Here is a 25,776-nt window from a genome sequence, read left to right as displayed (position 1 = left end):
TCAGCCCCATATGTTGTGTCGGTGTCCCCTTCCCGTGTCCAAGCCCTCAGTCGGCCGCCAGCTTCAACTCGTACGCCCGCAGCGTCACTTCCGGGATCGGGGACCAGTCGCGGTCCGGGATCCGGGTGAAGCCGAGGCGTTCGTAGAGGCGGTGCGAGGGGGTCGCGAGCGGCTGGGTGCACAGCACCACCGCCGACTTCCCGGCCGCCCGGGCCCGCTCGATCACGGCCCGCACGAGCGCCTCGCCGACGCCCTTGCCGCGCGCCTCGACATCGACGGCCAGCATGCGGAACTCGGCCTCCGAGGGGCGGGCCAACTCCGCGTACGGGTGGTCGTGCGAGGGGACGTAGGTGACGCCGCCGAGGACCCGGCCGTCCGGGTCCTCGGCGACGAGCACCTCGGCCTGCCGGGCGCGTTTCTCGACGTCGCGGAGTTCGGCGGCGTACCAGTCGTCCTCGCCGAACGCGAGGAGGCCACTGCCCAGGTAGGCGCGGGCACTCAACTCGCCGAGCGCGGCGTACTCATCGGGGCGCACTGTTCTGATCACGTCGCCATGGTTACGCGACGCCCGGCCGTGGCCGCAACGCTTTCCGGAAAATGTGTCGGGCCCCTCCGTAGTGGAGGGGCCCGACACATTCGCCAGAAGCGCGCGCCTAGTGACCGGCCTCCGCGCCGACCTTCGGCAGATCGACCTGGACGCCCTTGTCGCCCGCGTCGACCGTGTAGTCGGCGGGGGCCGTCTCGTCGACGCCGTCCGGGGCCTTGACCGCCTTCAGGACGAAGGTCAGGACGACGGTGACGACGACGTTGAGGACGATCGCGGTGAAGCCGATGTAGCCGATCTCACCGATGCCGGGGATCTCCGCCGAGGAGCCGCCGAAGTGCTTCTGCGTCGGCGACGCGACGCCCCACGCGGCGAGCGTGCCGTACACCATGCCGACCGCCCAGCCGGCGAGCAGCGCCCACCGGTGGAACCAGCGCGTGAACAGGCCGCCGACGAGCGCCGGGAAGGTCTGCAGGATCCAGATGCCGCCGAGCAGCTGGAAGTTGATGGCGACCGTCTTGTCCATGGTCAGGACGAAGGCCAGCGCGCCCACCTTCACGAGCAGCGACACGAGCTTGGAGACCTTGGTCTCCTGGGCCGGGGTCGCGTCGGGCTTGATGAAGTCCTTGTAGATGTTGCGCGTGAAGAGGTTCGCCGCGGCGATCGACATGATCGCCGCCGGGACCAGCGCGCCGATGCCGATGGCGGCGAAGGCGACACCCGTGAACCAGTCGGGGAACATGGTCTCGAAGAGCTGCGGGATCGCCAACTGCCCGTTCTGCACCTTGATCCCGGCCGCGATCGCCATGAAGCCGAGCAGCGCGAGCAGGCCCAGCATGAGCGAGTACAGCGGCAGGATCGTGGTGTTGCGGCGGATCACGTTGCGGCTCTTGGACGACAGGGTCGCCGTGATCGAGTGCGGGTACATGAACAGTGCCAGGGCGGAGCCGATGGCGAGCGTCGCGTACGTCCAGGTGCCCGAGGAGCCCGGCGCGAGCCCGGCGACCGGTTTGCCCGCCGTCTCGTTCGCCGCGTCGAACTTGTCGCCGGCCACGGCGAAGATGTGCTCGAAGCCGCCCAGCTTGATGGGGATGTAGATGATGGCGACCGCGATCACGAGATAGATCAGGCCGTCCTTGACGAACGCGATCAGCGCGGGCGCCCGCAGGCCCGAGGAGTATGTGTACGCGGCCAGCACGCCGAAGGCGAGCAGCAGCGGCAGGTCCTTGACGAACCAGTTGGTGTTCTCGCCGCCGCCGACGCCCATCACGTCCAACACGGCCTGAATGCCGACCAGTTGGAGCGCGATGTACGGCATCGTGGCGAGGATGCCGGTGATCGCGACCGCGAGCGAGAGCCCCTTGGAGCCGAAGCGGCCGCGCACGAAGTCCGAGGTCGTCACGTACCCGTGCTTGTGCGAGACCGACCACAGGCGCGGCAGGAACGTGAAGATCAGCGGGTACACCAGGATCGTGTACGGCACCGCGAAGAAGCCGGCGGCGCCGGCCGCGTAGATCGCCGCGGGGACGGCGACGAAGGTGTACGCGGTGTAGAGGTCGCCGCCGAGCAGGAACCAGGTGACCCAGGTGCCGAACGAGCGGCCGCCCAGGCCCCATTCGTCGAGCGATTCGTTCTCGGCCTTCCGCCAGCGCGCCGCGAGGAAGCCCATGACCGTGACGGCCACGAAGAAGAAGATGAAGACGGTGAGCGCGACACCGTTGACGCCGCCGTTCACGCCTGGCCTCCAGCCGACTGAGCAGACTTGCGGGCACGCTGATCGCGCTGCCACAGCTTGTACGCGATCATCGTGAGCGCGGTCGAGATGAGCACCCAGAGCATCTGGTACCAGTAGAAGAACGGGACGCCGATCAGGGTCGGTTCGACCTTGGCGTAGGAGCTGACCCAGAGCATCGCGATGAACGGTGCGACCAGACAGAGTGCAATGATCACGCGTACCGGCGTGACCACCGGTTGTTTCACTTCAGGCGCATCGGACATTCGCGGTTCCGTTCCCCTCGCTCATCAGAGATCCCACTTATCTCATGTTTAACGCCCGGGAAATCTAAGCGAGAGTCTTGATCTATGGAACCCCCGTCCGGATAACGGACGGGTCTCCATGCCCGTTCAGCAGCAGCGGAATCCCTGCCGGGGATCCGATTCCTGGCGGTCCGTCCGCATGCGCTCGAAGTCGCGCCGGGACGGCACGGACGCACCCGGGTGGGTCTTCCCGAGATGCGTCACGTACCGCTCGTACGCGCTCTCGTCCGTCAACTCCCGGACGAACCAGCGCACATACCTAGCCACCCGTAGCACTGCCGACGCCGGCATCGCGCGCCTCCGCCTTCTCCTCCTGCGTGGGGACGAGCCCGGCCGGTGCCACCAGCGTGGACTCGACGTACGGCGCCTCGCTCAGCTTCGACGACCCCGGGTTCCGTACGTGCTTCACGCATACCCGCAGCGCGTCGAGGACCACCACGACGATGAGGAGGGCGAGCGCGGCCGAAAGGACGCCGTCCACCGTGGAGTTGGTGACCACGGTGTGCATGTCGTCCATGGTCTTCGCGGGCGGCAGGACCTTCCCGGCGTCGATGGCGTCCTGGTAGTTCGAGCGCTGCTGGAAGAAGCCGACGCGCGGGTCGGACGAGAACACCTTCTGCCAACTGGCGGTCAGCGTCACGACGGTGTCCCAGATCAGCGGGACCCCGGTGATCCAGGCCCACTTGAGCCGCCCCGACTTCACGAGCAGCGTCGTGCAGACGGCGAGGGCGACCGCGGCGAGCAGCTGGTTGGAGATGCCGAAGATCGGGAAGAGCTGGTTGATCCCGCCGAGCGGCTCGTGCACGCCGACCCAGAGGAAGTAGCCCCACAGGCCGACGACGACGGCGCTGGTGAGCAGGAGCCCCGGCTTCCAACTGATGTTCCTGAACGGCTTGTAGACGTTGCCGAGCATGTCCTGGAGCATGAAGCGGCCCACGCGGGTGCCCGCGTCGAGCGCGGTCAGGATGAACAGTGCCTCGAACATGATCGCGAAGTGGTACCAGAAGGAGCGCAGCCCGCCCCCGGTGACCTGCGAGAAGATCTCCGAGACGCCGACGGCGAGCGTCGGCGCACCGCCCGTACGGGACAGCAGGCTCGACTCCTCGACGTTCTTCGCGGCCTGCGCGAGTTCCGCCGGTGAGATCGAGTACCCGAAGCCGGCCACGGCCTGCGACGCGGACTGCACGCTGTCGCCGATGACTCCGGCGGGTGCGTTCATCGCGAAGTACAGGCCGGGGTCGATGATGCTCGCGGCGACGAGCGCCATCACGGCCACGGACGACTCCATCAGCATGGAGCCGTAGCCGATCATCCGGACCTGCGTCTCCTTCTGGATCATCTTCGGCGTCGTGCCCGAGGAGATCAGCGCGTGGAACCCGGAGAGCGCGCCGCACGCGATGGTGATGAAGACGAAGGGGAAGAGCGAGCCCGCGAAGACCGGGCCGTCGCCGCGCGAGGCGAAGTCGGTGACCGCGTCCATCTTCAGCGTCGGCAGCGCGACCACGACGCCGATGGCGAGCAGCGCGATGGTGCCGAGCTTCATGAACGTCGACAGGTAGTCGCGCGGCGCGAGCAGCATCCAGACCGGCAGGACCGAGGCGACGAACCCGTAGATCACCATCCAGATCACGAGCGTCGAGGGCGCGAGCGTGAAGGTGTCCGCCCACGAGGACTCGGCGACCCAGCGGCCCGCGATGAGCGCGAGCAGCAGCAGCGCGACGCCGATGAGCGACACCTCGGACACCCGTCCGGGGCGCAGCACGCGCAGGTAGAAGCCCATGAGCAGGGCGATCGGGATGGTCATCGCGATGGAGAAGGTGCCCCACGGCGACGCGGCGAGCGCGTTCACCACGACCAGCGCGAGCACCCCGAGCAGGATGATCATGATGGCGAAGGCGGCGACCAGGGCGGCGGCCCCGCCGAACGGGCCGATCTCCTCGCGCGCCATCTGCCCGAGCGAACGCCCGTCGCGCCGCGTCGAGAAGAACAGCACGACCATGTCCTGGACGGCGCCCGCGAAGATCACGCCGACGATGATCCAGATGGTGCCCGGCAGATACCCCATCTGCGCCGCGAGCACGGGTCCCACCAGCGGACCTGCCCCCGCGATGGCCGCGAAGTGGTGGCCGAGGAGCACGCGCCGGTCGGTGGGGTGGAAGTCCATGCCGTTGTTGAGTCGCTCGGCGGGCGTGGCCCGCTTCGCGTCGACCTTGAGCACCTTGTTCGCGATGAACTTCGCGTAGAAGCGGTAGGCGATGGCGTACGACCCGAGGGCGGCGGCCACCATCCACGCGGCGGAGACATCCTCGCCGCGGGAGAGCGCGAGTACGGACCAGCCGGCCGCGCCCACCAGGGCGACGACGGTCCACAAAACGATGGTTCTAGGAGAAGCGGTACGCACCGGTCTGTCCTCCCCGTCCATGCGACGACGGGAGGACCGTAAGCCAGAGGATGTGAGCTGCGCTACACCGCGTGCGGGAAAGCGTCTACTCCGTTACCGGGCAGGGGAGTTGGCCCCGCTCCGGCGGCTAGTCGGTGGGCCGCTTCAGGCGCGCGACGAACTTGTACCGGTCGCCGCGGTAGACCGACCGGACCCACTCCACCGGCTGGCCCGAACCGTCGATCGAGTGCCGGGAGAGCATCAGCATCGGCAGGCCCACGTCCGTGCCGAGCAGGCCCGCCTCGCGCGGCGTGGCCAGCGAGGTCTCGATGGTCTCCTCGGCCTCGGCGAGGTGCACGTCGTAGACCTCGGCGAGCGCCGTGTAGAGGGAGGTGTACTTGGCGAGGCTGCGGCGCAGCGCCGGGAAGCGCTTCGCCGACAGGTGCGTGGTCTCGATCGCCATCGGCTCCCCGCTCGCGAGGCGCAGTCGCTCGATGCGCAGGACGCGGCCGCCGGCGGAGATGTCGAGGAGCTGCGCGAGCGTGTCGTCGGCGGTGACGTAGCCGATGTCGAGCAGCTGCGAGGTCGGCTCGAGGCCCTGGGCCCGCATGTCCTCGGTGTACGAGGTGAGTTGGAGCGCCTGGGAGACCTTGGGCTTGGCGACGAAGGTGCCCTTGCCCTGGATCCGTTCGAGCCGGCCCTCGACGACGAGCTCCTGGAGGGCCTGGCGGACGGTCGTGCGGGAGGTGTCGAACTCGGAGGCGAGGGTGCGCTCGGGCGGGACGGGGGTGCCGGGCGGCAGTGTCTCCGTCATGTCGAGCAGATGCTTCTTGAGGCGGTAGTACTTGGGCACGCGTGCGGTGCGGACGGGCGCCCCGCTCTCGTTCTCCGCACTGCTGACGTCGGTGCTCATGCTCCGCCTTCCCGGCTCCGGTGCCCACGCGACTCCGTGACCCCTCCTTATACCGCCCGGTGGCCGTCTGGTCTAGTCCACCCGCCGGGGGGACTCGTACACGGTCAACGCCCTTGCCCTGCTTGGCGGATGCGGCACGGGTGTCGTTCCGATAACGGACGCGGAGACCTCTCTCGGCCACCCTTGACAGCCCTATTGGTCTGGGCCAAGCTCCCCGTACTGGTCTACACCATTAAAGATCAGGTCCCAGTCCCATCAGCCGGATCCGCGTACGCAGACGTGTGCTCGCCGTATGTCATCGCTGTGGGTGGGGGGTTGCAGGCATCCCTGAGGAGGGTGACATGAAGCGCAAGCTCATAGCGGCCGTCGGCGTCGCGGCCATGATGTCCGCGGTCGCGGCGTGTGGGGGCGACGGTGGCAGCAATGCCGGCAAGGACCCGAAGGACCGCACGGGGGCCGTCACGGTCTGGCTGATGGTCGACGCGCAGAGCACCTGGCCCGAGCTGGTCAAGGACGTCAACGCGCAGTTCAAGAAGAAGTACCCGAAGGTCAAGGTCAACGTCTCGTACCAGCAGTGGGCGGACAAGGCCAAGAAGCTCGACACCGCCCTGGGCGGCGACAAGTTCCCGGACGTCGTCGAGCTCGGCAACACCGAGACCATGCAGTACATCCTCAACGGGGCGCTCGCCGAGATCGACCCGAAGAAGTACGACAACAGCGACTCCTGGATCAAGGGCCTCAAGGACACCTGTTCCTTCGAGGGCAAGATGTACTGCGTCCCGTACTACTCCAGTGCGCGCGTCGCCATCTACAACAAGGACCTGCTGAAGTCGGCGACCGGCTCCGACAAGCTGCCCACCGACGAGACCGCGTTCCTCAAGGCGATGGACAAGGAGACGGCGAAGCAGGGCGCGAAGGACAAGCGCTTCTCCTCGCTGTACCTGCCGGGCCGCTACTGGTACGCCGCCATGTCCTACGTCCAGGCGTACGGCGGCAGCATCGCCTCGTACGACGACGGCACCAAGAAGTGGAAGGGCACCCTGTCCGACGCCAAGTCGCAGGAAGGCATCCAGCACTTCATCGACCTGGTGAAGAAGTACAACAAGGGTGACATCACCAAGGACGAGCAGGACCACGCCAACGTGATGGCCAACGAGAAGGCCGGCGTCCTGTACGGCAACGGCTGGGAGGCCGGCTCCGTCGTCGACGGCAAGGCCAACGGCAACCCGAAGCTGAAGGACAAGATCGCCGTCGCCTCCATGCCGGGCCCGAACGGCAAGACCCTGCCGTCCTTCGTCGGCGGCTCCGACCTCGCCGTCACCCAGAAGTCGAAGAACGCGGACCTCGCCGAGGACTGGATCTCCATGTTCACGAGCGGGAAGTCCCAGGAGGTCCTCACCTCCAAGAACGTGCTGCCGAGCAACACCAAGCAGTTGCAGCCGCTGAAGGAGAAGGCGGAGACCGAGGCCGCGGCGAACGCGGTGGAGAGCGCCTGGTTCACACCGATCGCCCCGGGCTGGACCGCGATCGAGAAGGAGGAGGTCCTGAAGAACATGCTTCTCGACGTCCTCAAGGGCAAGTCCGTCGCAGCGGCGACCAAGACGGCCGACGCCAAGATCGACGAGCTGATCAACAAGGAGTCCTGAGCCTCAGGTCCGTCAGGACCCAGGGCTCCGGAGCGAGGGGCGGGGCCGGCATCGATCGGCCCCGCCGTTCCCCCTTCCGTTGAGAACGAGAAAGGTCAGCCACGTGACTGCCGCCGACACCAAGGCCGCCGGGCCGCCGCCGCTCACGGCGGACACACCGGAAGGGGACGTGCTCACCAAGGGCATCAAGGGTCCCCGCGGCACCGGCCGCCCCCCGCGGAAGAAGGGGGCGTCGCTCCCTTACCTCCTGATCCTGCCGGCGATCGTCGCGCTGGCCGCTGTCTATGCGTACCCCCTGGTCAAGACCGTGATCATGTCCTTTCAGGACATGGGACGCCGCGAGCTGTGGACGGGCGAGAGCCCGCCGTGGGTCGGCTTCGACCAGTTCACCAACATCCTCGGCGACGCGGAGTTCTGGCAGGTCACCGTCCGCACGGTGGTCTTCATGGTGGTCTGCGTCGCGCTCACCATGGCGATCGGCCTGCTGATCTCCCTGCTGATGCTGCGCGTGTCGACCTGGGTACGGCTCACGCTCACCACGGCCCTGATCGCCGCCTGGTCGATGCCGCTGCTCGTCGCCTCCTCGATCTTCCGCTGGCTCGCCGACTCCGACTACGGCCTGATCAACACGCTCATCGCCAAGGTCGCCGGCGAGGACTTCCTCGGACACAACTGGTTCCTCGACCCGCTGCAGGGCTTCTCGATCATCGCCGCGCTCGTCATCTGGGGCGCCGTCCCGTTCGTCGTGATCACCCTGTACGCGGCCCTCACCCAGGTCCCCGCGGAGCTGGAGGAGGCCGCCCAGCTCGACGGCGCGAGCGCCCTCGGTGTCTTCCGGTTCGTCACCTGGCCGGTCATCAAGCCCGTCTTCATCATGGTCACCACGCTCTCGGTGATCTGGGACTTCAACGTCTTCGGGCAGATCTGGCTGCTGCGCGGCAACAAGCCCGAACCGGACTACGAGACCCTCGGTCTCTACTCCTTCTCCAAGGCGTTCACGTCGACGTCCTTCAGCCAGGGCACCGCGATCGCCCTGGTCACCGTTGTGCTGCTCTCCGGGGTGGCCGTGTACTACCTGCGCCAGCTCATGAAGACAGGAGAGGTCGAATGAGCGCCTCCACGACGCCGGTCAAGGCGGGGCTGCGCCCCGACCGCAAGAAGACCAGGCTCGGCTACAACGTTCTCGGGCTCGGCATCGCCGTCGTGATGGCCTTCCCGGTCTACTGGCTCGTCATCTCGGCGCTGCGGCCCAACCACGAGATCCGCTCCTACGACCAGACGCTGTGGCCGTCGTCGATCACCTTCGACAACTTCGCCCGCGCCGTGAAGCAGCCGAACTTCGGCACCGCGATCCAGTCCAGCCTCATCATCTCGATCACCGCCGTCGTCGGCGGCATGGTCATCGCGACCCTCGCCGCCCTCGCCGTCGGACGCTTCCGCTTCACCGGCCGGCGCGCGCTCCTCATGGTGCTGATCCTGGTCCAGATGCTGCCGCCGACCGCGATGCTCATCCCCATCTACACCCAGCTCAACGCGATGGGCGGACTCAACGAGTACTGGGGCGTCATCGTCGTCTATCTCGTCTCCACGCTGCCCTTCGCCACGGTGATGATCCGCGGCTTCGTGGTCAACATCCCCGTGGAGCTGGAGGAGTCGGCGATGGTCGACGGCTGTACGCGGATGGGCGCGTTCCGCCGCGTCGTCTTCCCGCTGCTCGCCCCCGGCCTCGCCGCCTCCTCGATCTTCGCCCTCGTCAACGCGTGGAATGAGTACCTGTTCGCGTACATCCTCATGAACGAGGACTCGAAGTACACGCTTAACGTGTGGCTGATGACGTTCACGACCGAACGAGGCACCGACTACGGCGCGTTGATGGCCGCGTCCACCATGATCGCTCTGCCGGTGGTGATCTTCTTCATGTTCATCCAGAAGAAGATGGCCACGGGACTCACATCCGGCGCCGTGAAGGGATAACGCCACCAGATGACGACATTGACACGTGGTACCGACACTCTGACGCGCGACGCCCTGACCGTCCTCCAGCCCGGGTTCACCGGCACGTCGGCGCCCGACTGGCTGCTGCGCCGGCTGGGCGAGGGCCTTGCGTCGGTCGGGCTGTTCGGGCGCAATATCGCCACCCCCGAGCAACTGGCCGCGCTCACCGCCCAGTTGCGGTCCGAGCGCGATGACGTCCTGGTCGCCATCGACGAGGAGGGCGGCGACGTCACCCGCCTGGAGGTGCGTACCGGTTCGTCCTTCCCGGGCAACCACGCGCTCGGCGCGGTCGACGACGCGGCGCTGACCCGCGCGGTGGCCGCCGAGCTCGGCCACCGCCTCGCCGAGTGCGGGGTCAACCTCAACTGGGCGCCCTCCGCGGACGTCAACGCCAACCCGGACAACCCGGTGATCGGCGTACGTTCCTTCGGCGCGGACACCGCCCTCGTGGCCCGGCACACCGCCGCGTACGTCGAGGGCCTGCAGTCCGCGGGCGTCGCCGCCTGTGCGAAGCACTTCCCCGGACACGGGGACACGGCGGTCGACTCGCACCACGACGTGCCGCGCATCGACGTCGACCTGGACGTGCTGCACTCCCGTGACCTCGCGCCGTTCCGGGCGGCGATCGCGGCGGGCTCACGGGCCGTGATGAGCGCGCACATCCTGGTGCCCGCGCTCGACCCGGCATACCCGGCAACGTTGTCGCGCCGCATCCTCACGGGCCTGCTGCGCGAGGAGTTCGGCTACGAGGGCCTGATCGTCACGGACGGCATGGAGATGAAGGCCATCTCCGGCACGTACGGCATCGAGCGCGGCAGTGTCCTCGCCATCGCCGCGGGCGCCGACGCGATCTGTGTGGGCGGCGGGCTCGCCGACGACGACACGGTGCTGCGGCTGCGGGACGCCCTGGTGGGCGCGGTGCGCTCCGGTGAACTCCCGGAGGAACGCCTCGCGGACGCGGCCGCGCGGGTCCGTGCCCTGTCGAAGTGGGCGACGGCGTCGGCCCGCACCGGGACCCGGGAGGGCAACACCGAGGTGGGGCTCGACGCGGCGCGCCGCGCGGTCACGGTGACGCGCGGGGAGCACGGCGCGCCGGTCTCGGGCCCCGTACACGTCGCCGCCCTCACGCCCGTCGCCAACATCGCGGTCGGCGACGAGACCCCGTGGGGCGTCGCCGCCGAACTCGAACGCCTGCTGCCCGGCACCACCACCGGCTCCTACACCGGCGCCGACGCGGGCCCCGCCACCCTGGCCGCCGCGGGGGAGCGGCGAGTGGTGGCGGTGGTCCGCGACGAGCACCGGCACCCGTGGATGTCCCGGGCCCTGGACGACCTGCTGGCCGCCCGCCCGGACACGGTCGTCGTGGAGATGGGCGTGCCGCAGGCCGCGCCGCGGGGAGCGCTGCACGTGGCGACGCACGGCGCGGCACGGGTCTGCGGGGTCGCCGCGGCGGAGGCGATCGTCGGGGTTTGAGGCCACCGGCGGCGAGGTCTCGGGGCTCTGCCCCGGACCCCGCTGCTCAATCGCCGCAGGGGCTTGAATGACTGGTGGGCCTACAGCCCCTGCCACTCCGGCTTGTTGGCGTACGTGTGCCGGAAGTAGTCCGCGAGCTTCAGCTTCGACGCGGCCGCCTCGTCGACCACGACGGTCGCGTGCGGGTGCAGCTGCAGCGCGGACGCCGGCACCACGGAGGCGACCGGGCCCTCGACGGTCGCGGCCACCGCGTCCGCCTTGCCCTCGCCGGTGGCGAGCAGCACCAGGTGCCGCGCCTCCAGGATCGTCCCGATGCCCTGCGTGATCACATGGCGCGGCACCTGGCTCAGGTCCCCGTCGAAGAACCGCGCGTTGTCCGCGATGGTCTGCTCCGTCAGCGTCTTGATCCGGGTCCGCGAGGCGAGCGAGGAACACGGCTCGTTGAACCCGATGTGCCCGTCCGTGCCGATCCCGAGCAGCTGCAGATCCACGCCCCCGGCCTCGACCAGCGCGCTGTCGTACGCCTCGCAAGCGGCCTGCACGTCGGCGGCGCTGCCGTCGGGCCCCATGAACGCGGCCTCGCTCAGCCCGAGCGGGTCGACGACCTGCCGCAGCACCGTCGCCCGGTACGACTCGGGGTGCCCGGTCGGCAGCCCCACGTACTCGTCGAGCTGGGCGATCCGCGCCTTCGACGCGTCGACCGCACCGGCGTCCACCTGGGCCGCCAACGCCTCGTAGATGGGCAGCGGGGTCGAGCCGGTGGCCACGCCGAGCAGCGCGTCGGGCTTGCGCCGCAGCAGCTGGGCCATGGCCTCGGCGATCAGCTCGCCGGCTGCCTTGGCGTCCGGAACGATCACAACTTCCACGCTGGGCCTGCCGTTCTGGTCAGAGGAGACGGGATGACATGTGGTATAGACCAATCTAACAGAGCGCGACGCTGCCGGTCAGGCCTTCCGCCACACCTCTTCGTCCATGTCTTCGTCCATGCTCGGCGCTGCGCTGTGGCTCGGCACCTCGAAGCGTCCGGTAGGCGGCGCGGGCCCCCTGCGGCCACAGTGGAAGGTGCCCGGGACAGAACCCAGGCCCGGCCCCGGTCCCCGTCGCCCCACCGGAGGTGCCCGTATGAACGCCACTCCGTCCGACCCGGAGCGCCCCGGCCGGATCATGACGCGGGAGATGCACGAGCAGCCCGACGTGCTCCGGCGTCTCCTCGGCACCGGCGCCCCGCGCATCCAGGACGTGGCCCGCCGGGTCGCCGACCGCGCCCCTCGCTTCGTCCTGCTCACCGCCCGCGGCACCTCGGACCACGCCGCGCTCTACGCCAAGTACCTGCTCGAAATCCGGCTTGGCCTGCCCTGCGGCCTCGCCTCGATGTCCACCACGACGGCCTACGGGGCCCGCCCCGATCTGCGCGACGTCCTGGTCATCACGGTCAGCCAGTCCGGCGGCTCGCCCGACCTGGTCGCCTCGACGAAGGCCGCCCGCGAGGCCGGCGCGATCACCCTCGCCGTGACCAACAACCCGGACTCCCCGCTGGCCGCCGTCTCCGAGCACCACATCGACATCATGGCCGGACCGGAGAAGGCGCTGCCCGCGACGAAGACGTACACTGCCTCGCTGCTCGCCCTGTATCTCTTCGTGGAGGGCCTGCGGGGCGGCGACGGAGCGGCCGCCGCCGTGCTGCCCGACCACGCGGCCCAGGTCCTCGCCCGCCAGGACGAGGTCCGGACCCTGGCCGCCCGCTACCGCTTCGCCGGGCGCATGGTGATCACCTCTCGTGGTTACGGCTATCCGACCGCCAAGGAAGCGGCCCTCAAGCTGATGGAGACCAGCTACATCCCCGCCCTCGCGTACTCCGGCGCCGATCTGCTGCACGGCCCGCTCGCCATGGTCGACAACATCTCCCCGGTGATCGCCGTGGTCACCGACGGCCGGGGCGGGGACGCCCTGCAACCCGTCCTCGACCGGCTCCGCGGGCGAGGCGCCGATCTGATGGTGGTCGGTCCCGAGGTCCAGGTGACCCGCGCCTCCGCCGGCTTCGTCCTGCCGACCGCAGGGGTGGCGGAGGAGGTGCAGCCGGTGCTCGAAATCCTCCCTCTCCAACTCCTGGCGTACGAGGTGACCATCGCCCGTGGTCAGGACCCCGACGCCCCGCGCGCCCTCGCGAAGGTGACGGAGACCCGGTGACTCGGTCCGGCGTGAGCATCGGAGAAACAGACGAGAACAAACCACTGCCGACACATAGACATGGGAGAATGGTCTAGTCCACAATGCGTAACTGTGGCTTCCGCCCTCCCCGCACAGGAGGACGGACAGAGGAACCGACGCTCTCTGCCCTGACCGCGTCGGATCCTCGATCGGCAGCCGGGACCGCACACCTGGAAGCCGGTGCACCTGAAGGGCTGCGGTGCCAGGGGAAGGGCTGAGGGTCCCGACCCCCGGCGCCGCGGCCCGTCGGTCTTTTCGGGGCCCCGTACCCCTGCGGTTAAGCTCGGCTCGTGCCCTCCATGAACGATCTCGTCCGCCAGCACACCGCCCTCGGTGACTCCGACCTCGAGTGGCTGCACCTGCTGGTCTCGGAGTGGCAGTTGCTCTCCGACCTCTCCTTCGCCGACCTCGTGCTGTGGGTCCCCACCCACGACGGCACGCGCTACGTCTCCGTGGCCCAGATGCGGCCCAACACCGGGCCGACGTCCTACCAGGACGACATGGTCGGCCATCTCGTCCCGCGCGGCCGCCGCCCCATGCTGGACGTCGCGCTCGACGAGGGCCGCATCGTGCGCGAGGGCGACCCCGAGTGGCGCGAGGAGGTCCCGGTGCGGGTGGAGTCCATCCCCGTACGCAGGGAGGGCCGGGTCCTCGGCGTCATCGCGCGCAACACCAACCTGCTGACCGTCCGGACGCCCTCGCGCCTGGAGCTGACCTATCTCCAGTCGGCCTCCGACCTGGCGCAGATGATCGCGGCGGGCACCTTCCCGTTCCCTGACCAGCAGGTCGACATGGACGCCTCCCCGCGCGCGGGCGACGGCCTGATCCGGCTCGACGCGGACGGCGTGGTCCAGTACGCCTCGCCCAACGCCCTGTCCGCGTACCACCGGTTGGGCTTCCAGGCCGATCTGGTCGGCCATCACCTCGGCACGACGACGGCCGAACTGGCCCCGTCCCACGGCCCGGTGGACGAGGCGCTCGCCAAGATGGCCAGCGGCTGGGCGCCGCGCGAATTCGACGTCGAGGGCGAGGAGGGCTCGATTCAACTCCGCGCGATCCCGCTCAAGCCCAAGGGGGCGCGCATCGGTTCCCTGGTCCTGCTGCGCGACGTCACCGAACTGCGTCGCCGCGAACGCGAGTTGATCACCAAGGACGCGACCATCCGGGAGATCCACCACCGGGTGAAGAACAACCTCCAGACGGTCGCCGCCCTGCTACGCCTCCAGGCCCGCCGCATCGGTTCCGACCGGGGGCGCGAGGCCCTGGAGGAGGCGGTCCGCCGGGTCGGTTCCATCGCGATCGTGCACGAGACGCTCTCCCAGAACCTGGACGAGCGCGTGGAGTTCGACGAGATCGCCGACCGGGTGCTCGCCATGGTGGCGGAGATCTCACCGGGTCAGGTGGTGGGCCGGCGCACCGGCCGCTTCGGCATCCTGGACGCCGAGGTGGCGACGCCGCTTTCCATGGTCCTCACCGAGGTGCTGCAGAACGCCCTTGAGCACGGCTTCAGCCAGGGCGACACCGGCACGGTCGAGGTCTCGGCCGTGCGCGGCGGCACCAGCAAGGAGGCCCGACTCCTGGTCACCGTCCAGGACGACGGCGTCGGTCTGCCCGAGAACTTCGACCCGAAGCGCGCGGGGAACCTGGGACTGCAGATCGTACGCACTCTGGTGGAGGGCGAGTTGGGCGGAACGTTCGACATGGTGCCCGCACCGGAGCGCGGCACGCAGGTGATCCTCGACATTCCCGTACGCAGCAGCAAATAGCGGTAAGGGGCACGAACGGCGGTGCCCGAACAGCAGTGAGCCCCGGACCGTGGAACGGTCCGGGGCTCACTGCTCGCGTTGCTCGGGTCATGTCCCGGGCTGAGCCTGGGGGAGCATCGGGGGTACTGCGCGCTGCGGCTCGGGGGCGGGAGATGCGTACTCGATGTACGCGCCGCCGGGCTCAGGCTCGAACGGGGTGGGGAATCAGGCGGAGGCCTGACGGGCCCGGTTGCGAGCGGCGCGGCGCTTCATTGCGCGGCGCTCGTCCTCGCTGAGGCCACCCCAGACGCCGGAGTCCTGGCCGGACTCGAGCGCCCACTGCAGGCACTGCTCCATGACGGGGCAGCGGCGGCAGACGGCCTTGGCTTCCTCGATCTGCAGCAGCGCGGGACCGGTGTTGCCGATGGGGAAGAACAGCTCCGGGTCTTCCTCGCGACAAACGGCGTTGTGACGCCAGTCCATGGCTGCTACCTCTCCTTGGTATTACGTGCGGGTTGCTTGTGAATGTGAACGCTTTCACGAATCCCTCAACAAGTGAACCGACGAACGTCACATCTGCGACGGATGTCCGTTGTTTTGAGGAGGGGATTCGGGCTCTCTGTGGGGCCGATGTTTCGGGCCGTCCCGAGCGCCATGTAGAGATTCGCAAACCTCGGCGACGGATACAACCCCTTCCGGAAAGTTTTTTTTGATTCCTCGGTGTCGGCTAGGTCACAGCCGTACTTCCATGGGGTGGATGCTGGCCCAAACGTTCGAGATGAAGGACTTTAGTCCCTTCCACTCACACAATCACACGCAGTGCACGGCGTACGCCTGTGAACGTCACGCTCGTCCGCAGCCCCAGGTGGTCACCGTCCATCTGAAGGGGCAGGGGCGCCTTCGAATGCAAGGTGAAGTCCGTCAGGTCGTGGAGCGTGACCGCGTTCTTGCCGTGCGGGCCGCGCTCGGGCGTCGAGGCGAGCAGCTGGGTGCCGTAGCGGGCCACGGCGGGAGTGGAGAGCTTCTTGAGACCCAGCACGTCAAGGCCGGTGTCGAAGGACGCCTGGGGCGTCGGATACAGCGGCCGGTTGCCCAGGAAGGACCACGGCGACGTGTTGCTGACTATGGAGACGACGAGATCGGTGACCGGATCCTCGCCCGGCCGTTCGAGCGTGATCGTGCCGTGCCGGCGGTCGGCCTCACCGAGAAACTGGCGCACCACCTGTCGCACGTACAGGGCATGTGTCGAACGCTTGCCGCGCTCCCGCTGCTGCTCCACCCGGCCCACCACGCCCGCGTCGAAGCCGAGGCCCGAGGCGAACGTGAACCAGCGGGACGGCACGCCCTCGTCCTCCGTGCCCACGGTGCCCGAGGCGAGGCCGAGGCCCACCGTGCGCCGACGGCCCTCGCGCAGGGCGTCCAGGAGCTGTCCTGTGGCCTCCACGGGGTGGTTCGGCAGGCCGAGGGCGCGCGCGAAGACGTTCGTGGAGCCGCCGGGCACGACGGCGACGCCGGGCAGCCGGTCGAGGTCGGGGCCGTGGTGCAGGAGACCGTTCACGACCTCGTTGACCGTGCCGTCGCCACCGAGAGCGACGACGAGCTCGATGTCCTTGCTCTCCGCGGCCTGCCGGCCGAGGTCGCGCGCGTGGCCCCGGTACTCGGTGGTCACGGCCTCGAGCTTCATCTCGCTCGCCAAGGCGTGGATCAGGACATCACGCGTGCGCGCGCTGGTGGTGGTTGCCGCCGGATTGATCACGAGGAGTGCACGCATGCTAGGCAGCGTACCCAGCGCCCTTGATCGGGCCCAGACCGAGGTAGGTTGCAGAGGTGACCTCAGAGCAGAACCCCGCCCCCGAACCTTCCGAAGAAGACGGCCCGCGCCCCGGTCGACTGATCGCCGCCGCGGCCCTGTCCGGGCTCGAAGGAGTCGCGCTCGTCGTGGGCGGCGTCTACATGCTCGTTGCCGGCCTTGCCGGGCACCCCGACAATCCGGAGCAGGCCGCCACCGGTGGCATCACGCTCATCGTTCTCGCGCTGCTGCCGCTGTTCGCCGCGCGCGGACTGCTCGCCCGCAAGCGCTGGAGCCGCGGCCCCGCGATCATCACGCAGATCATGGCGCTGCCGGTCGCCTACACGTTGCTGCAGGCCGACAGCATGGCCATCGGGGGCGGCATCGCGCTCGCCGCCGTGTCGATCGCCTCACTGGTGCTGCTCGTCAATCCCGAGACCACGCGCGCGTTGGGTATCCGTACGCCGGGGTCCTCCCAGTAGCTCGCAACGAGAATCCTCCCAGTAGCTCGCAACGAGAAGGCGCCCGAAGCGGATCCGCTTCGGGCGCCTTCTCGTGTGCGTACGTGGGTCACTCCTCGACGAGGAGCTTGTCCCGGAGCTGGGCCAGCGTGCGGGCCAGCAGGCGGGAGACGTGCATCTGGGAGATGCCGACCTCCTGGGCGATCTGCGACTGCGTCATGTTCCCGAAGAAACGCAGCAGCAGGATGCGCTTCTCGCGCGGCGGCAGGTCCTCCAGGAGCGGCTTGAGGGACTCGCGGTACTCGACGCCCTCCAGCGCCTCGTCCTCGGACCCCAGCGTGTCCGCGACCGCCGGGGACTCGTCGTCCGTGTCCGGGACGTCCAGGGACAGCGTGGAGTACGCGTTGGCCGACTCCAGGCCCTCCAGGACCTCCTCCTCGGAGATGGCCAGCTTCTCGGCCAGCTCATGGACCGTGGGGGAGCGGCCGTTCACCTGGGACAGCTCGGCGGTCGCCGTCGTCAGGGCCAGGCGCAGCTCCTGGAGGCGGCGCGGTACGCGCACGGCCCAGCCCTTGTCACGGAAGTGCCGCTTGATCTCGCCGACGACGGTCGGCGTCGCGTACGTGGAGAACTCCACGCCGCGATCGGGGTCGAAACGGTCGACCGACTTGATCAGGCCGATCGTCGCGACCTGGGTGAGGTCGTCCAGCGGCTCGCCGCGATTGCGGAAGCGCCGCGCCAGGTGCTCGACCAGGGGCAGATGCATGCGCACGAGCTTGTTGCGCAGCTCCGCGTACTCCGGGCTGCCGTCCGCCAGGGCGCGCAGCTCGATGAACATCGCCCGCGCACCGCTGCGGTCCCGCGGATCGTGCCGGTCGTGCCGCTCGCCGTGTCGCTCGTGGTCGCTCATCAATCCCGCCCGTCGCGCGTCCGATCCCCCTGAGCCCCCGCGAAGTACGGCTCCCGGGGTCGGCGCTGCCTGCTGTGCCGCGCCGGCCGTCGGGTCCGCCGTGTCCTCCGGGTGCGGCAGGGCCTGCTGCTCAGGGATGCCGGTGGTCGGCCGCTGCATCCCGCCCGTGCCGTCGGCCGGGAGATCCCGTGTGCCGCGCTTGTCGTCCCGCACCGGACCGTCCCCGTTCCTCACGTCGGGCCGGGGCCCGCGCCGCGCTTCTTGTAGAGGCTGATGGAGACGGTCTTGTCCTCGGCCACTGTGGAGTCGACCTGGCCCGCGAGGGCCGACAACACCGTCCACGCGAAGGTGTCGCGCTCGGGGGCCCGGCCGTCGGTCGTCGGCGCGGAGACCGTCACCTCCAAGGAGTCGTCGACCAGCCGGAACACGCAGCTGAGCACGGAGCCCGCGACGGCCTGCTGAAGCAGGATCGCGCAGGCCTCGTCGACAGCGATGCGCAGGTCCTCGATCTCGTCGAGGGTGAAGTCCAAACGTGCCGCGAGGCCGGCCGTGGCCGTCCGCAGCACCGACAGGTAGGCACCCGCAGCCGGCAGCCGGACTTCTACGAAGTCCTGATTCCCGGGCTCGCCTGCAAACTGGGACACCCTCACCTCCAAGGTGGTACAAGCACTTTCGGGCTCCGGAGGCGTCGTCCCCCGGGTGATGCGCCACATATATCTGCGGTGACGCTACCGCGCGCCCGACTTTCCTGTCCCGGGGACCCCCGGCCCAGTGCTGTCACTCATAGTAAGCCTACGGGTACGGACAGTGGCTAGAGGGTGTGCGGGCTCAATTGGAAAGAGCGGGCGCCGGTTTGACGTACCCAGGCGTCAGTGGATCGAACCCCGGAGGGGCCGGGGATCCGCCGGATCAGACCAGAATCGAGTCGACAAAGCACCAACGCCAGCTCTCACCAGGCTCGAAGGTGCGCATCACCGGATGGCCGGTCTCGGCGTGGTGGGCCGTCGCGTGCTTGTACGGGGACGAGTCGCAACACCCCACGTGACCGCAGGACAGACACAGCCGTAGTTGCACAGGGTGACTACCGACGGCCAGGCACTCCAAGCAGGTCTCGCTCAGAGGTGCGGGCTCGGGGTGCGGCAACGCGGCGACGTGCGAGCACTCGTTCATGATGGCCAGGTTACGACGGGTGGCGCGGAGCAGGGCGGTGGAAGGCGGGTCATGGACGTATTGCCTCTGGTGGGTCTGGTCGCCGCGAGTGCGGCCGTGGCTGGGGCGGCGCGCAGGACGCCCGTCCCCGCACCGCTCCTCCTGGTCGCCATCGGTCTGATCGCGTCCTACGTGCCGTGGGTCCCGGAGTACGTGCTGGACCCGCACATCGTGCTGCCGCTCATCCTGCCTCCGCTGCTGCACACCGCCGCCCTGGAGAGCTCCTACCTCGACCTCCGGGCGAACATCAGGCCCGTCGCGCTGCTCTCCGTGGGCTACGTCCTGTTCGCCACGCTCGCGGTGGGCTGGCTGGCGTACGAGCTGATCCCGGACCTGCCGCTGACGGCCGCGCTCGTCCTGGGAGCGGTGATCGCGCCGCCGGACGCGGTGGCCGCCACGGCGATCGCCCGGCGGGTGGGGCTGCCCTCCCGGATCACCACGATCCTGCAGGGCGAGTCCCTCGTGAACGACGCGACCGCGATCACCGCCTACAAGGTGGCGCTCGCCGCGGCGGTGGGCGAGGGCGCGAGCTGGGCGGGCGGGATCCAGGAGTTCCTGGTGGCGGCCGTCGGCGGGGTCGGTGTGGGGTTGCTGCTGATGGTGCCGCTGCACTGGTTGCGCACGCACCTCAAGGAAGCGCTGCTGCAGAACACGCTCTCGCTGCTGATCCCCTTCGTCGCGTACGCGGTCGCGGAGCAGGTGGGCGCCTCCGGGGTGCTCGCCGTCGTGACCGTGGCGCTCTACCTGGGGCACCGCTCCTGGCAGGTCGATTTCGAGACACGGCTTCAGGAGACGGCGGTGTGGAAGGTCGTCGCGTTCATCCTGGAGTCCTCGGTCTTCGCGCTCATCGGCCTCCAACTGCGCTTCGTCCTCGAAGGGCTCGGCGAGTACAGCGTGTGGCAGGCGGTCTGGTACGCGGTCGGAGTGTTCGTCTTCGTGGTCGTGATCCGCTTCGTGTGGTCGTATCCGGCCACCTATCTGCCGTGGTGCATGTCGCGCCGCATCCGCGCGCGTGAGAGCGACACGGACTGGAAGCGGCCGCTGGTCGTGAGCTGGGCCGGCATGCGGGGCGTGGTGTCGCTGGCCATCGCGTTCTCCATCCCGCTGGTCACGGAGGACGGGGAGCCGTTCCCCTCGCGCAACCTGGTGCTCTTCCTGACCTTCACGACGGTCATCGGGACCCTCGTCGTCCAGGGGCTCACGCTGCCGCCGCTCATCAAACTCCTGAAGCTGCCCGGCCGGGACGCGCAGGCCGAGACGCTCGCCGAGGCCCAGGCGCAGAACGCCGCCTCCGTGGCCGCGGAGGAGCGCGTGGAGGAGTTGATGCGGGACGAGCGCAACTGCCTGCCCACACCCCTCCAGGACCGTCTGCGCACCGTTCTGGAGCGGCGCCGCAACTCGGTGTGGGAGCGGCTCGGGCAGGCCAACCCGGTGACCGGCGAGTCCGCCGACGACACGTACCGCCGGCTCGCGCGGGAAGCGATCGCGGCCGAGCGCGAGGTCTTCGTACGGATGCGGGACGAGCGGCGGATCGACGACGAGATGCTGCGGACACTGCTGCGCAAGCTGGACCTGGAGGAGGCCGCCGCCTACCGGGAGGTCGACGACTGAGCCGAAGGTCGAGCGCCCTCGAAGGGGGCGCCCGTGATCACCGCCGCGAGCGTCGTGCCGCGCGGGAACGCGCCCTCTTGTGTGAGGGCGACGAGTGCGTACAGCGCTTTGGCGACGTAGAGGCGCTCCACGGGCACGCCGTGGCGGAACTCGAAGTCCTCGGCGAACGCCTCGAGTTCGGCGGGCACGCGCGCGTAGCCGCCGAAATGGAACCGGTCCTCCACGCGCCAGGAGCCCCGCGGACCGCCGAACGCGGCCTCCTGCAGGGCGCGGACGTCGTCCTCCAGGAACCCGCCCTTGAGGACGGCGACGCCCACGGCGCGCTGGCCGGGGGCGAGACCGGCGGCGAGCCCCGCGAGGGTGCCGCCCGTGCCGCAGGCGAGGGCGACGACGTCCGCGTGGCCGCGCAGCTCCCGGCCGAGGTCCGTACAGCCTTGAACGGCGAGGGAGTTGCTGCCGCCCTCGGGCACCACGTACGCGTCCGCGGCGCCGGCGGCGTCGAGGAGCCCGGCCAGCACGTCCGGATCGGTCTTGCGCCGGTACGTCGACCTGTCGACGAAGTGCAGGCGCATCCCGTCGGCCGCGCAGCGGGACAGCGACGGGTTGAGCGGGCGGTCGGCGAGCTCCTGGCCGCGGACGACGCCGACGGTGGCCAGGCCCAGGAGACGGCCCGCCGCGGCCGTGGCCCGCAGATGGTTCGAGTACGCGCCCCCGAAGGTGACGATCGTCCGGCCGCGCGCCGCTGCCTCGTCGAGGTTCCGGGCGAGCTTGCGCCACTTGTTGCCGATCAGGTCCGGGTGGATCAGGTCGTCCCGCTTCAGCAGCAGACGCACGCCATGGCGCGCGAAGCGCTCGTCGTCGACCTCCATGAGGGGAGACGGGAGGCGGGGGCGCAGGCCGGAGCCGGTGGAGCGGGACACCCGGCCATTGTCGGACACCTGGCCGGGTTCCCGCCCGCTCGGCGGCGGGCGGCTACTTGAGCCGGTCCCTGATGCGCCCCCGCATCGACGCCATCGTGAAGCCCTTGGGGTCGACCTTCCCCGGCTGCCACTCCAGGTGACCGATGACCGAGCGCTCGGTCCAGCCGTGGTGGCGGCAGATCGCCGCGGCCGCCCTCTCGATGGCCTCCAACTGGGCGGCGGGCCAGGGGTCGTCGCCGTTGCCGAGGTTCTCGCACTCAAAGCCGTAGAAGCGGCTGTTGCCGTCCGTGTTCGCCTCGTTGTCGTGCGGCAGGGCCTTCTCCGCGATCACCGCGCGCAGCACGTCGTCGTCGCCCAGGCCCGCGTGGTTCGCCCGGCCGTAGCCGACCAGGTGGACGCGGCCGTCCTTCGTGATGACCCCGTGGCACAGCGGCCCCGGCAGGTTCGCGTGGCCGTCGCGGCAGACGCGCACCGTGCTGGCGCTCCCGGACGTGGCCGTGTGGTGGATCATCACCCCGTTCAACGGGCCCCAGTCGCCGATGTGATTGCGGTTGTGATGCCGCCAGTCACCGACTTCGACCACCGTCAGGCCCTCGTCCTTGAGGGCTTTGATGAAGCTGCTTGCGGACATGGGTGGGGCCACGGCCGCCTCCTTGGCGGGAGCGACGGCCGCCGACTGCGCACCGTCTCGTACGGTTCGCTTTTACCCGGAACTGCCGTTCAGTGACCGGCTGTTCGCATAACGTGCACAAGGTTCGCGGCGTCGGCGGCCAGGGCGCTCAGCTGCGCAGGACGCCGTCCCCGTTCGCCGCGATGTGCGACTCGAGGGCCTGCAGCGCCTGCTGCGTGGCCTCCGGGCTGCCGGTGCCCTTGCGCTCCGCGTAGTACGCCGCGCCCAGTCGCTTGAGCAGATCGCCGCCCGCGCGCTGCGCCTGCACGTCGTCCAGCTTCTGCTTGCCCTGCGTCAGGCCGCGCTGCGCCTGCTCCTTGGCCCGGTCCATAAATCCCGCCATGGTGATCACCCTTCTCGTCTTTACCGTTTCCTGACCAACGCGCGCCGGGATCTTCGAGTTCCGGCTGCCGGCGGAACATGAGCCGGGAGGGTGCGAAAAGTACCCACCCAATGCCCCACCCGTCCGCCATTCATTCCCGCTCATTTGTGTAATGGTGCGCTCGCGCTCCGTGCTGAAAGCTTGTCCGCGCAGGTCAGTTCATGATCGGGAGGGCATTGCACATGTCGGTAGGCGAAGAGGTCCGCGAGCAGGCCCCAGAACCGCAGAAGAGTCTGGGCACGTCCGCTGCGCGGAACCTGGCCACGACCACCAAATCCGCACCGCAGATGCAGGAGATCAGCTCCCGCTGGCTGCTGCGGACGCTGCCCTGGGTGGATGTGAAGGGCGGCACGTACCGGGTCAACCGACGGCTCAGCTACTCGGTCGGAGACGGACGCGTCACGTTCGTGAAGACGGGGGACGACGTCACGGTCATCCCCGCGGAGTTGGGGGAGCTCCCCGCCCTGCGGGGCTACGAGGACGAGCAGGTGCTTGGCGAGCTCGCCCGGCGCTGCACCCAGCGGGAGTTCGCGGCCGGCGAGCTGCTCGCCTCCTTCGGCAGCCGGGCCGACGAGGTATTCCTGCTCGCACACGGCCGCGTCGAGAAGGTCGGCACCGGTCCCTACGGGGACGACGCGGTGCTCGGCGTGCTGGCCGACGGCGCGTACTTCGGCGACCAGGCGCTGCTCGACCCGGAGGGCATCTGGGAGTACACGGCGCGAGCGGCCACCGCGTGCACCGTACTCACGCTGCCGCGGGGCGACTTCGAGCAGGTCGCCGAGCGCGCCGATTCGCTGCGCGACCACCTCCAGCAGCTGCGCTCGCTGCCCGAGCAGCGGGCCAACGCGTACGGCGAGAAGCAGATCGACCTCGCGGCCGGTCACGTCGGGGAAGCGGTCCTGCCCGGGACCTTCGTCGACTACGAATCCGCGCCCCGCGAGTACGAGCTGAGCGTCGCCCAGACCGTGCTGCGCATCCACTCGCGCGTGGCCGATCTCTACAACCAGCCCATGAACCAGACGGAACACCAGCTCCGGCTCACGGTCGAGGCGTTGAAGGAGCGCCAGGAGCACGAACTGGTCAACAACCGGGAGTTCGGCCTGCTCAGCAACTGCGAGTACGAGCAGCGGCTGCAGCCGCACGACGGGGCGCCGAGCCCCGACGACATGGACGAACTGCTCAGCAGGCGGCGCGGCTCCAAGCTGTTCCTCGCGCACCCGAAGGCGATCGCCGCGTTCGGCCGCGAGCTCAACAAGCGGGGCCTGGTCCCCGAGAGCATCGACGTCGGCGGGAGCCGCATCCCGACCTGGCGCGGTGTGCCGATCTATCCGTGCAACAAGATCCCGGTCTCGGACGCGCGGACCACATCCATCATCTGCATGCGTACGGGAGAGGAGGACCAGGGCGTCATCGGACTGCGCCAGTCCGGCATCCCGGACGAGATCGAGCCGAGCCTGTCCGTGCGGTTCATGGGCATCAGCGAGCAGGCGATCATCTCGTACCTGGTGACGACGTACTACTCGGCGGCGGTTCTGGTGCCCGACGCGCTCGGAGTCCTGGAGAACGTCGAGGTCGGCAGGTGGCGGTGACGAGCCGCGCCCCGTTCGCCGTGTCCCCGTCCGACCGGGCGGGTACACCGAGGAGGTACGCGCCCACCCACAGCGGAACCTCCACCGTCCGCGCCCTTTCAGGGGTGAGTCCATGACACAGCCAGCCGTGAGAGAGCAGGCGCGCGTGGCAGCAGAGGTGGCCGCGGCGGCCGCGGCGGAGGGATACGAGGCGCAGGAGGCATCGGCGATCCTGGCGCAGGCCAGGGCCGCGGTCGACCCCGAGCTGCGGCGGGCGGTGGAGGCCCTGCCGGGCTCGATGCGTCGCGTCGCCCGCTACCACTTCGGTTGGGAGCACGCCGACGGCACGCCTGCCACGGGGAACGCGGGCAAGGCCGTGCGGCCCGCACTCGTGCTCGCGGCGGTGCGGGCCCTCGGCGGGCGGCCCGAGCGGGCGGTGCGGGCGGCGGCCGCCGTGGAGCTGACCCACAACTTCACGCTGCTGCACGACGACGTGATGGACCGGGACGCCACCCGCAGGCACCGGCCCACCGCGTGGACGGTGTTCGGGGACGCCGACGCGATCCTCGCGGGCGACGCGATACAGGCCCAGGCGCAGCGCCTGCTCGCCGAGGAGGGCCACCCGGCGGCCTCGGCAGCGGCCGCCCGGCTCGCGGCCTGCGTGGTGGAGCTGTGCGAGGGCCAGGCCGTCGACGTCGCCCTGGAGGGGCGGGACCCGACGGACGTGTCCCTGCCGGAGACCCTCGCCATGGCGGAGGCCAAGACGGGGGCGCTGCTCGGCTGTGCCTGCGCGGTGGGCGGCCTGTACGCGGGGGCCGACGACGAGGAGGTCGAGGCGCTCGACGCGTTCGGGCGCTGTGCCGGACTGGCCTTTCAGCTGATCGACGACGTGATCGGGATCTGGGGCGACCCGGTCCGCACCGGCAAGCCGGCCTGTGCGGACCTGGCCGTACGCAAGAAGTCCCTGCCCGTGGTCGCCGCGCTCGCCTCCGGCGGTGCGGCGGCGGACGAGCTGGCGGCGTTGTACGGGCCGCCGGGACCGAAGAAGGAAGGAGTGGCGGAACTGGAGGCGATCGCGCTGGCCGTGGAGCGGGCCGGTGGCCGGGACTGGGCGCAGGCGCAGGCCGCGGACCACATGTCGCGCGCGGTGGACCGGTTGTCGCAGGCGGTCCCGGTGCCGGAGGCGGCGGACGGCCTGCTGTCCCTGGCGGAGTTCGTCACGCGCCGCGGGTACTGAAGTCCGCCGGCCGGGGTGCCGTCATCACGTACGGCACCCCGGCCGGGGCGGCGGGGTCGTGGGTGATCGCCTAGAGTG

At 69.7% G+C, this 25,776-nt stretch carries 25 protein-coding genes; 10 read left to right on the top strand and 15 right to left on the bottom strand.

Annotated elements, in window-relative coordinates; all coding sequences use genetic code 11:
- Positions 1–46: 46 nt before the first annotated feature.
- The 6 genes from OKJ99_RS01985 to OKJ99_RS01960 all read right to left on the bottom strand — a co-directional run bounded on the left by OKJ99_RS01985 (position 47) and on the right by OKJ99_RS01960 (position 5,874).
- Positions 47–547, bottom strand: coding sequence for a GNAT family N-acetyltransferase (locus OKJ99_RS01985; RefSeq protein WP_326013892.1), 501 nt, complete (start codon positions 545–547; stop codon positions 47–49).
- Positions 548–653: 106 nt separating this feature from the next.
- Entirely contained in the window at positions 654–2,279 is a 1,626-nt protein-coding gene (gene mctP, locus OKJ99_RS01980; RefSeq protein WP_326013891.1) for a monocarboxylate uptake permease MctP, read from the bottom strand.
- Complete coding sequence (locus OKJ99_RS01975; protein WP_326013890.1) at positions 2,276–2,542, bottom strand: DUF3311 domain-containing protein; 267 nt, start codon at positions 2,540–2,542, stop codon at positions 2,276–2,278. The genes mctP and OKJ99_RS01975 overlap by 4 nt, the downstream gene beginning before the upstream one ends.
- Before the next feature lie 126 nt (positions 2,543–2,668).
- Complete coding sequence (locus OKJ99_RS01970) at positions 2,669–2,872, bottom strand: YbdD/YjiX family protein (RefSeq protein ID WP_326013889.1); 204 nt, start codon at positions 2,870–2,872, stop codon at positions 2,669–2,671.
- The gene (locus tag OKJ99_RS01965; protein ID WP_326013888.1) at positions 2,841–4,982 is read right to left on the bottom strand and encodes a carbon starvation CstA family protein; all 2,142 of its coding nucleotides are present in this window, start codon (positions 4,980–4,982) and stop codon (positions 2,841–2,843) included. Before OKJ99_RS01965 ends, OKJ99_RS01970 begins: the two co-directional genes overlap by 32 nt.
- A 127-nt stretch (positions 4,983–5,109) precedes the next feature.
- A complete protein-coding gene (locus OKJ99_RS01960; RefSeq protein WP_326013886.1) occupies positions 5,110–5,874 on the bottom strand; it encodes a GntR family transcriptional regulator in 765 nt (254 codons plus the stop codon).
- 341 nt (positions 5,875–6,215) lie between these two features.
- Between OKJ99_RS01960 and OKJ99_RS01955 the strand changes: the two genes are divergently transcribed.
- From OKJ99_RS01955 to OKJ99_RS01940, 4 genes are all read left to right on the top strand, one after another.
- Complete coding sequence (locus OKJ99_RS01955) at positions 6,216–7,520, top strand: extracellular solute-binding protein (RefSeq protein WP_326013885.1); 1,305 nt, start codon at positions 6,216–6,218, stop codon at positions 7,518–7,520.
- A 169-nt stretch (positions 7,521–7,689) separates the two neighbouring features.
- Entirely contained in the window at positions 7,690–8,631 is a 942-nt protein-coding gene (locus tag OKJ99_RS01950) for a carbohydrate ABC transporter permease (protein WP_407700632.1), read from the top strand.
- Positions 8,628–9,494: a carbohydrate ABC transporter permease gene (locus OKJ99_RS01945; protein WP_326013882.1), complete on the top strand. Its 867-nt coding sequence runs from the start codon at positions 8,628–8,630 to the stop codon at positions 9,492–9,494. Before OKJ99_RS01950 ends, OKJ99_RS01945 begins: the two co-directional genes overlap by 4 nt.
- A 9-nt stretch (positions 9,495–9,503) precedes the next feature.
- Positions 9,504–10,988, top strand: coding sequence for a glycoside hydrolase family 3 protein (locus OKJ99_RS01940; RefSeq protein WP_326013881.1), 1,485 nt, complete (start codon positions 9,504–9,506; stop codon positions 10,986–10,988).
- An 80-nt stretch (positions 10,989–11,068) separates the two neighbouring features.
- Here the strand turns inward: OKJ99_RS01940 and nagB are convergent, their stop codons facing one another.
- Positions 11,069–11,854, bottom strand: a complete 786-nt coding sequence (gene nagB / locus OKJ99_RS01935; RefSeq protein WP_326013879.1) for a glucosamine-6-phosphate deaminase — start codon at positions 11,852–11,854, stop codon at positions 11,069–11,071.
- Between the two features lie 256 nt (positions 11,855–12,110).
- Here nagB and OKJ99_RS01930 point away from each other — a divergent pair, with 256 nt between their 5' ends.
- Together OKJ99_RS01930 and OKJ99_RS01925 are read left to right on the top strand one after the other, a co-directional pair.
- The gene (locus OKJ99_RS01930) at positions 12,111–13,175 is read left to right on the top strand and encodes an SIS domain-containing protein (RefSeq protein ID WP_326013878.1); all 1,065 of its coding nucleotides are present in this window, start codon (positions 12,111–12,113) and stop codon (positions 13,173–13,175) included.
- A 320-nt stretch (positions 13,176–13,495) separates the two neighbouring features.
- On the top strand, positions 13,496–14,962 hold the full coding sequence (locus OKJ99_RS01925; RefSeq protein WP_326014015.1) for a sensor histidine kinase: 1,467 nt from the start codon (positions 13,496–13,498) through the stop codon (positions 14,960–14,962).
- Positions 14,963–15,166: 204 nt separating this feature from the next.
- On the opposite strand, the gene OKJ99_RS01920 is transcribed toward OKJ99_RS01925, so the two are convergent.
- Together OKJ99_RS01920 and OKJ99_RS01915 are read right to left on the bottom strand one after the other, a co-directional pair.
- The gene (locus OKJ99_RS01920) at positions 15,167–15,424 is read right to left on the bottom strand and encodes a WhiB family transcriptional regulator (RefSeq protein WP_016639615.1); all 258 of its coding nucleotides are present in this window, start codon (positions 15,422–15,424) and stop codon (positions 15,167–15,169) included.
- A gap of 319 nt (positions 15,425–15,743) precedes the next feature.
- Positions 15,744–16,712: a diacylglycerol/lipid kinase family protein gene (locus OKJ99_RS01915; protein WP_326013877.1), complete on the bottom strand. Its 969-nt coding sequence runs from the start codon at positions 16,710–16,712 to the stop codon at positions 15,744–15,746.
- Positions 16,713–16,768: 56 nt separating this feature from the next.
- Between OKJ99_RS01915 and OKJ99_RS01910 the strand changes: the two genes are divergently transcribed.
- Entirely contained in the window at positions 16,769–17,212 is a 444-nt protein-coding gene (locus OKJ99_RS01910; RefSeq protein ID WP_326013876.1) for a hypothetical protein, read from the top strand.
- Positions 17,213–17,300: 88 nt separating this feature from the next.
- Here the strand turns inward: OKJ99_RS01910 and OKJ99_RS01905 are convergent, their stop codons facing one another.
- The 3 genes from OKJ99_RS01905 to OKJ99_RS01895 form a co-directional block, all read right to left on the bottom strand.
- Positions 17,301–18,335: an RNA polymerase sigma factor SigF gene (locus OKJ99_RS01905; RefSeq protein ID WP_326013874.1), complete on the bottom strand. Its 1,035-nt coding sequence runs from the start codon at positions 18,333–18,335 to the stop codon at positions 17,301–17,303.
- The gene (locus OKJ99_RS01900) at positions 18,332–18,745 is read right to left on the bottom strand and encodes an ATP-binding protein (protein WP_326013872.1); all 414 of its coding nucleotides are present in this window, start codon (positions 18,743–18,745) and stop codon (positions 18,332–18,334) included. Before OKJ99_RS01900 ends, OKJ99_RS01905 begins: the two co-directional genes overlap by 4 nt.
- 265 nt (positions 18,746–19,010) lie before the next feature.
- Complete coding sequence (locus OKJ99_RS01895) at positions 19,011–19,271, bottom strand: UBP-type zinc finger domain-containing protein (RefSeq protein WP_326013871.1); 261 nt, start codon at positions 19,269–19,271, stop codon at positions 19,011–19,013.
- Positions 19,272–19,322: 51 nt separating this feature from the next.
- Between OKJ99_RS01895 and OKJ99_RS01890 the strand changes: the two genes are divergently transcribed.
- A complete protein-coding gene (locus OKJ99_RS01890) occupies positions 19,323–20,921 on the top strand; it encodes a Na+/H+ antiporter (protein ID WP_326013869.1) in 1,599 nt (532 codons plus the stop codon).
- Here the strand turns inward: OKJ99_RS01890 and OKJ99_RS01885 are convergent.
- The 3 genes from OKJ99_RS01885 to OKJ99_RS01875 all read right to left on the bottom strand — a co-directional run bounded on the left by OKJ99_RS01885 (position 20,900) and on the right by OKJ99_RS01875 (position 22,854).
- Positions 20,900–21,790 carry a 1-aminocyclopropane-1-carboxylate deaminase/D-cysteine desulfhydrase gene (locus OKJ99_RS01885; RefSeq protein WP_326014014.1) on the bottom strand — a complete coding sequence of 297 codons (891 nt, stop codon included), beginning with the start codon at positions 21,788–21,790 and terminating at the stop codon, positions 20,900–20,902. The two genes, OKJ99_RS01890 and OKJ99_RS01885, sit on opposite strands and share 22 nt — an antisense overlap.
- A gap of 103 nt (positions 21,791–21,893) precedes the next feature.
- Positions 21,894–22,484 (bottom strand): N-acetylmuramoyl-L-alanine amidase, encoded by a 591-nt coding sequence (locus OKJ99_RS01880; protein ID WP_326013868.1) that lies wholly within the window; start codon positions 22,482–22,484, stop codon positions 21,894–21,896.
- Between the two features lie 136 nt (positions 22,485–22,620).
- On the bottom strand, positions 22,621–22,854 hold the full coding sequence (locus OKJ99_RS01875) for a hypothetical protein (protein WP_266718860.1): 234 nt from the start codon (positions 22,852–22,854) through the stop codon (positions 22,621–22,623).
- A 221-nt stretch (positions 22,855–23,075) separates the two neighbouring features.
- On the opposite strand from OKJ99_RS01875, the gene OKJ99_RS01870 reads away from it, so the two are divergent.
- Positions 23,076–24,482 carry a family 2B encapsulin nanocompartment shell protein gene (locus OKJ99_RS01870; protein ID WP_326013867.1) on the top strand — a complete coding sequence of 469 codons (1,407 nt, stop codon included), beginning with the start codon at positions 23,076–23,078 and terminating at the stop codon, positions 24,480–24,482.
- 112 nt (positions 24,483–24,594) lie between these two features.
- Complete coding sequence (locus OKJ99_RS01865; RefSeq protein WP_326013866.1) at positions 24,595–25,698, top strand: family 2 encapsulin nanocompartment cargo protein polyprenyl transferase; 1,104 nt, start codon at positions 24,595–24,597, stop codon at positions 25,696–25,698.
- The last annotated feature ends 78 nt before the right edge of the window (positions 25,699–25,776 follow it).

This window comes from Streptomyces endophyticus (assembly GCF_035798155.1).
Taxonomy (GTDB): Bacteria; Actinomycetota; Actinomycetes; order Streptomycetales; family Streptomycetaceae; genus Streptomyces; species Streptomyces endophyticus.
The sequence above is the reverse complement of the archived record's forward strand: the minus strand, read 5'-3'. Positions and strand labels throughout refer to the sequence as shown.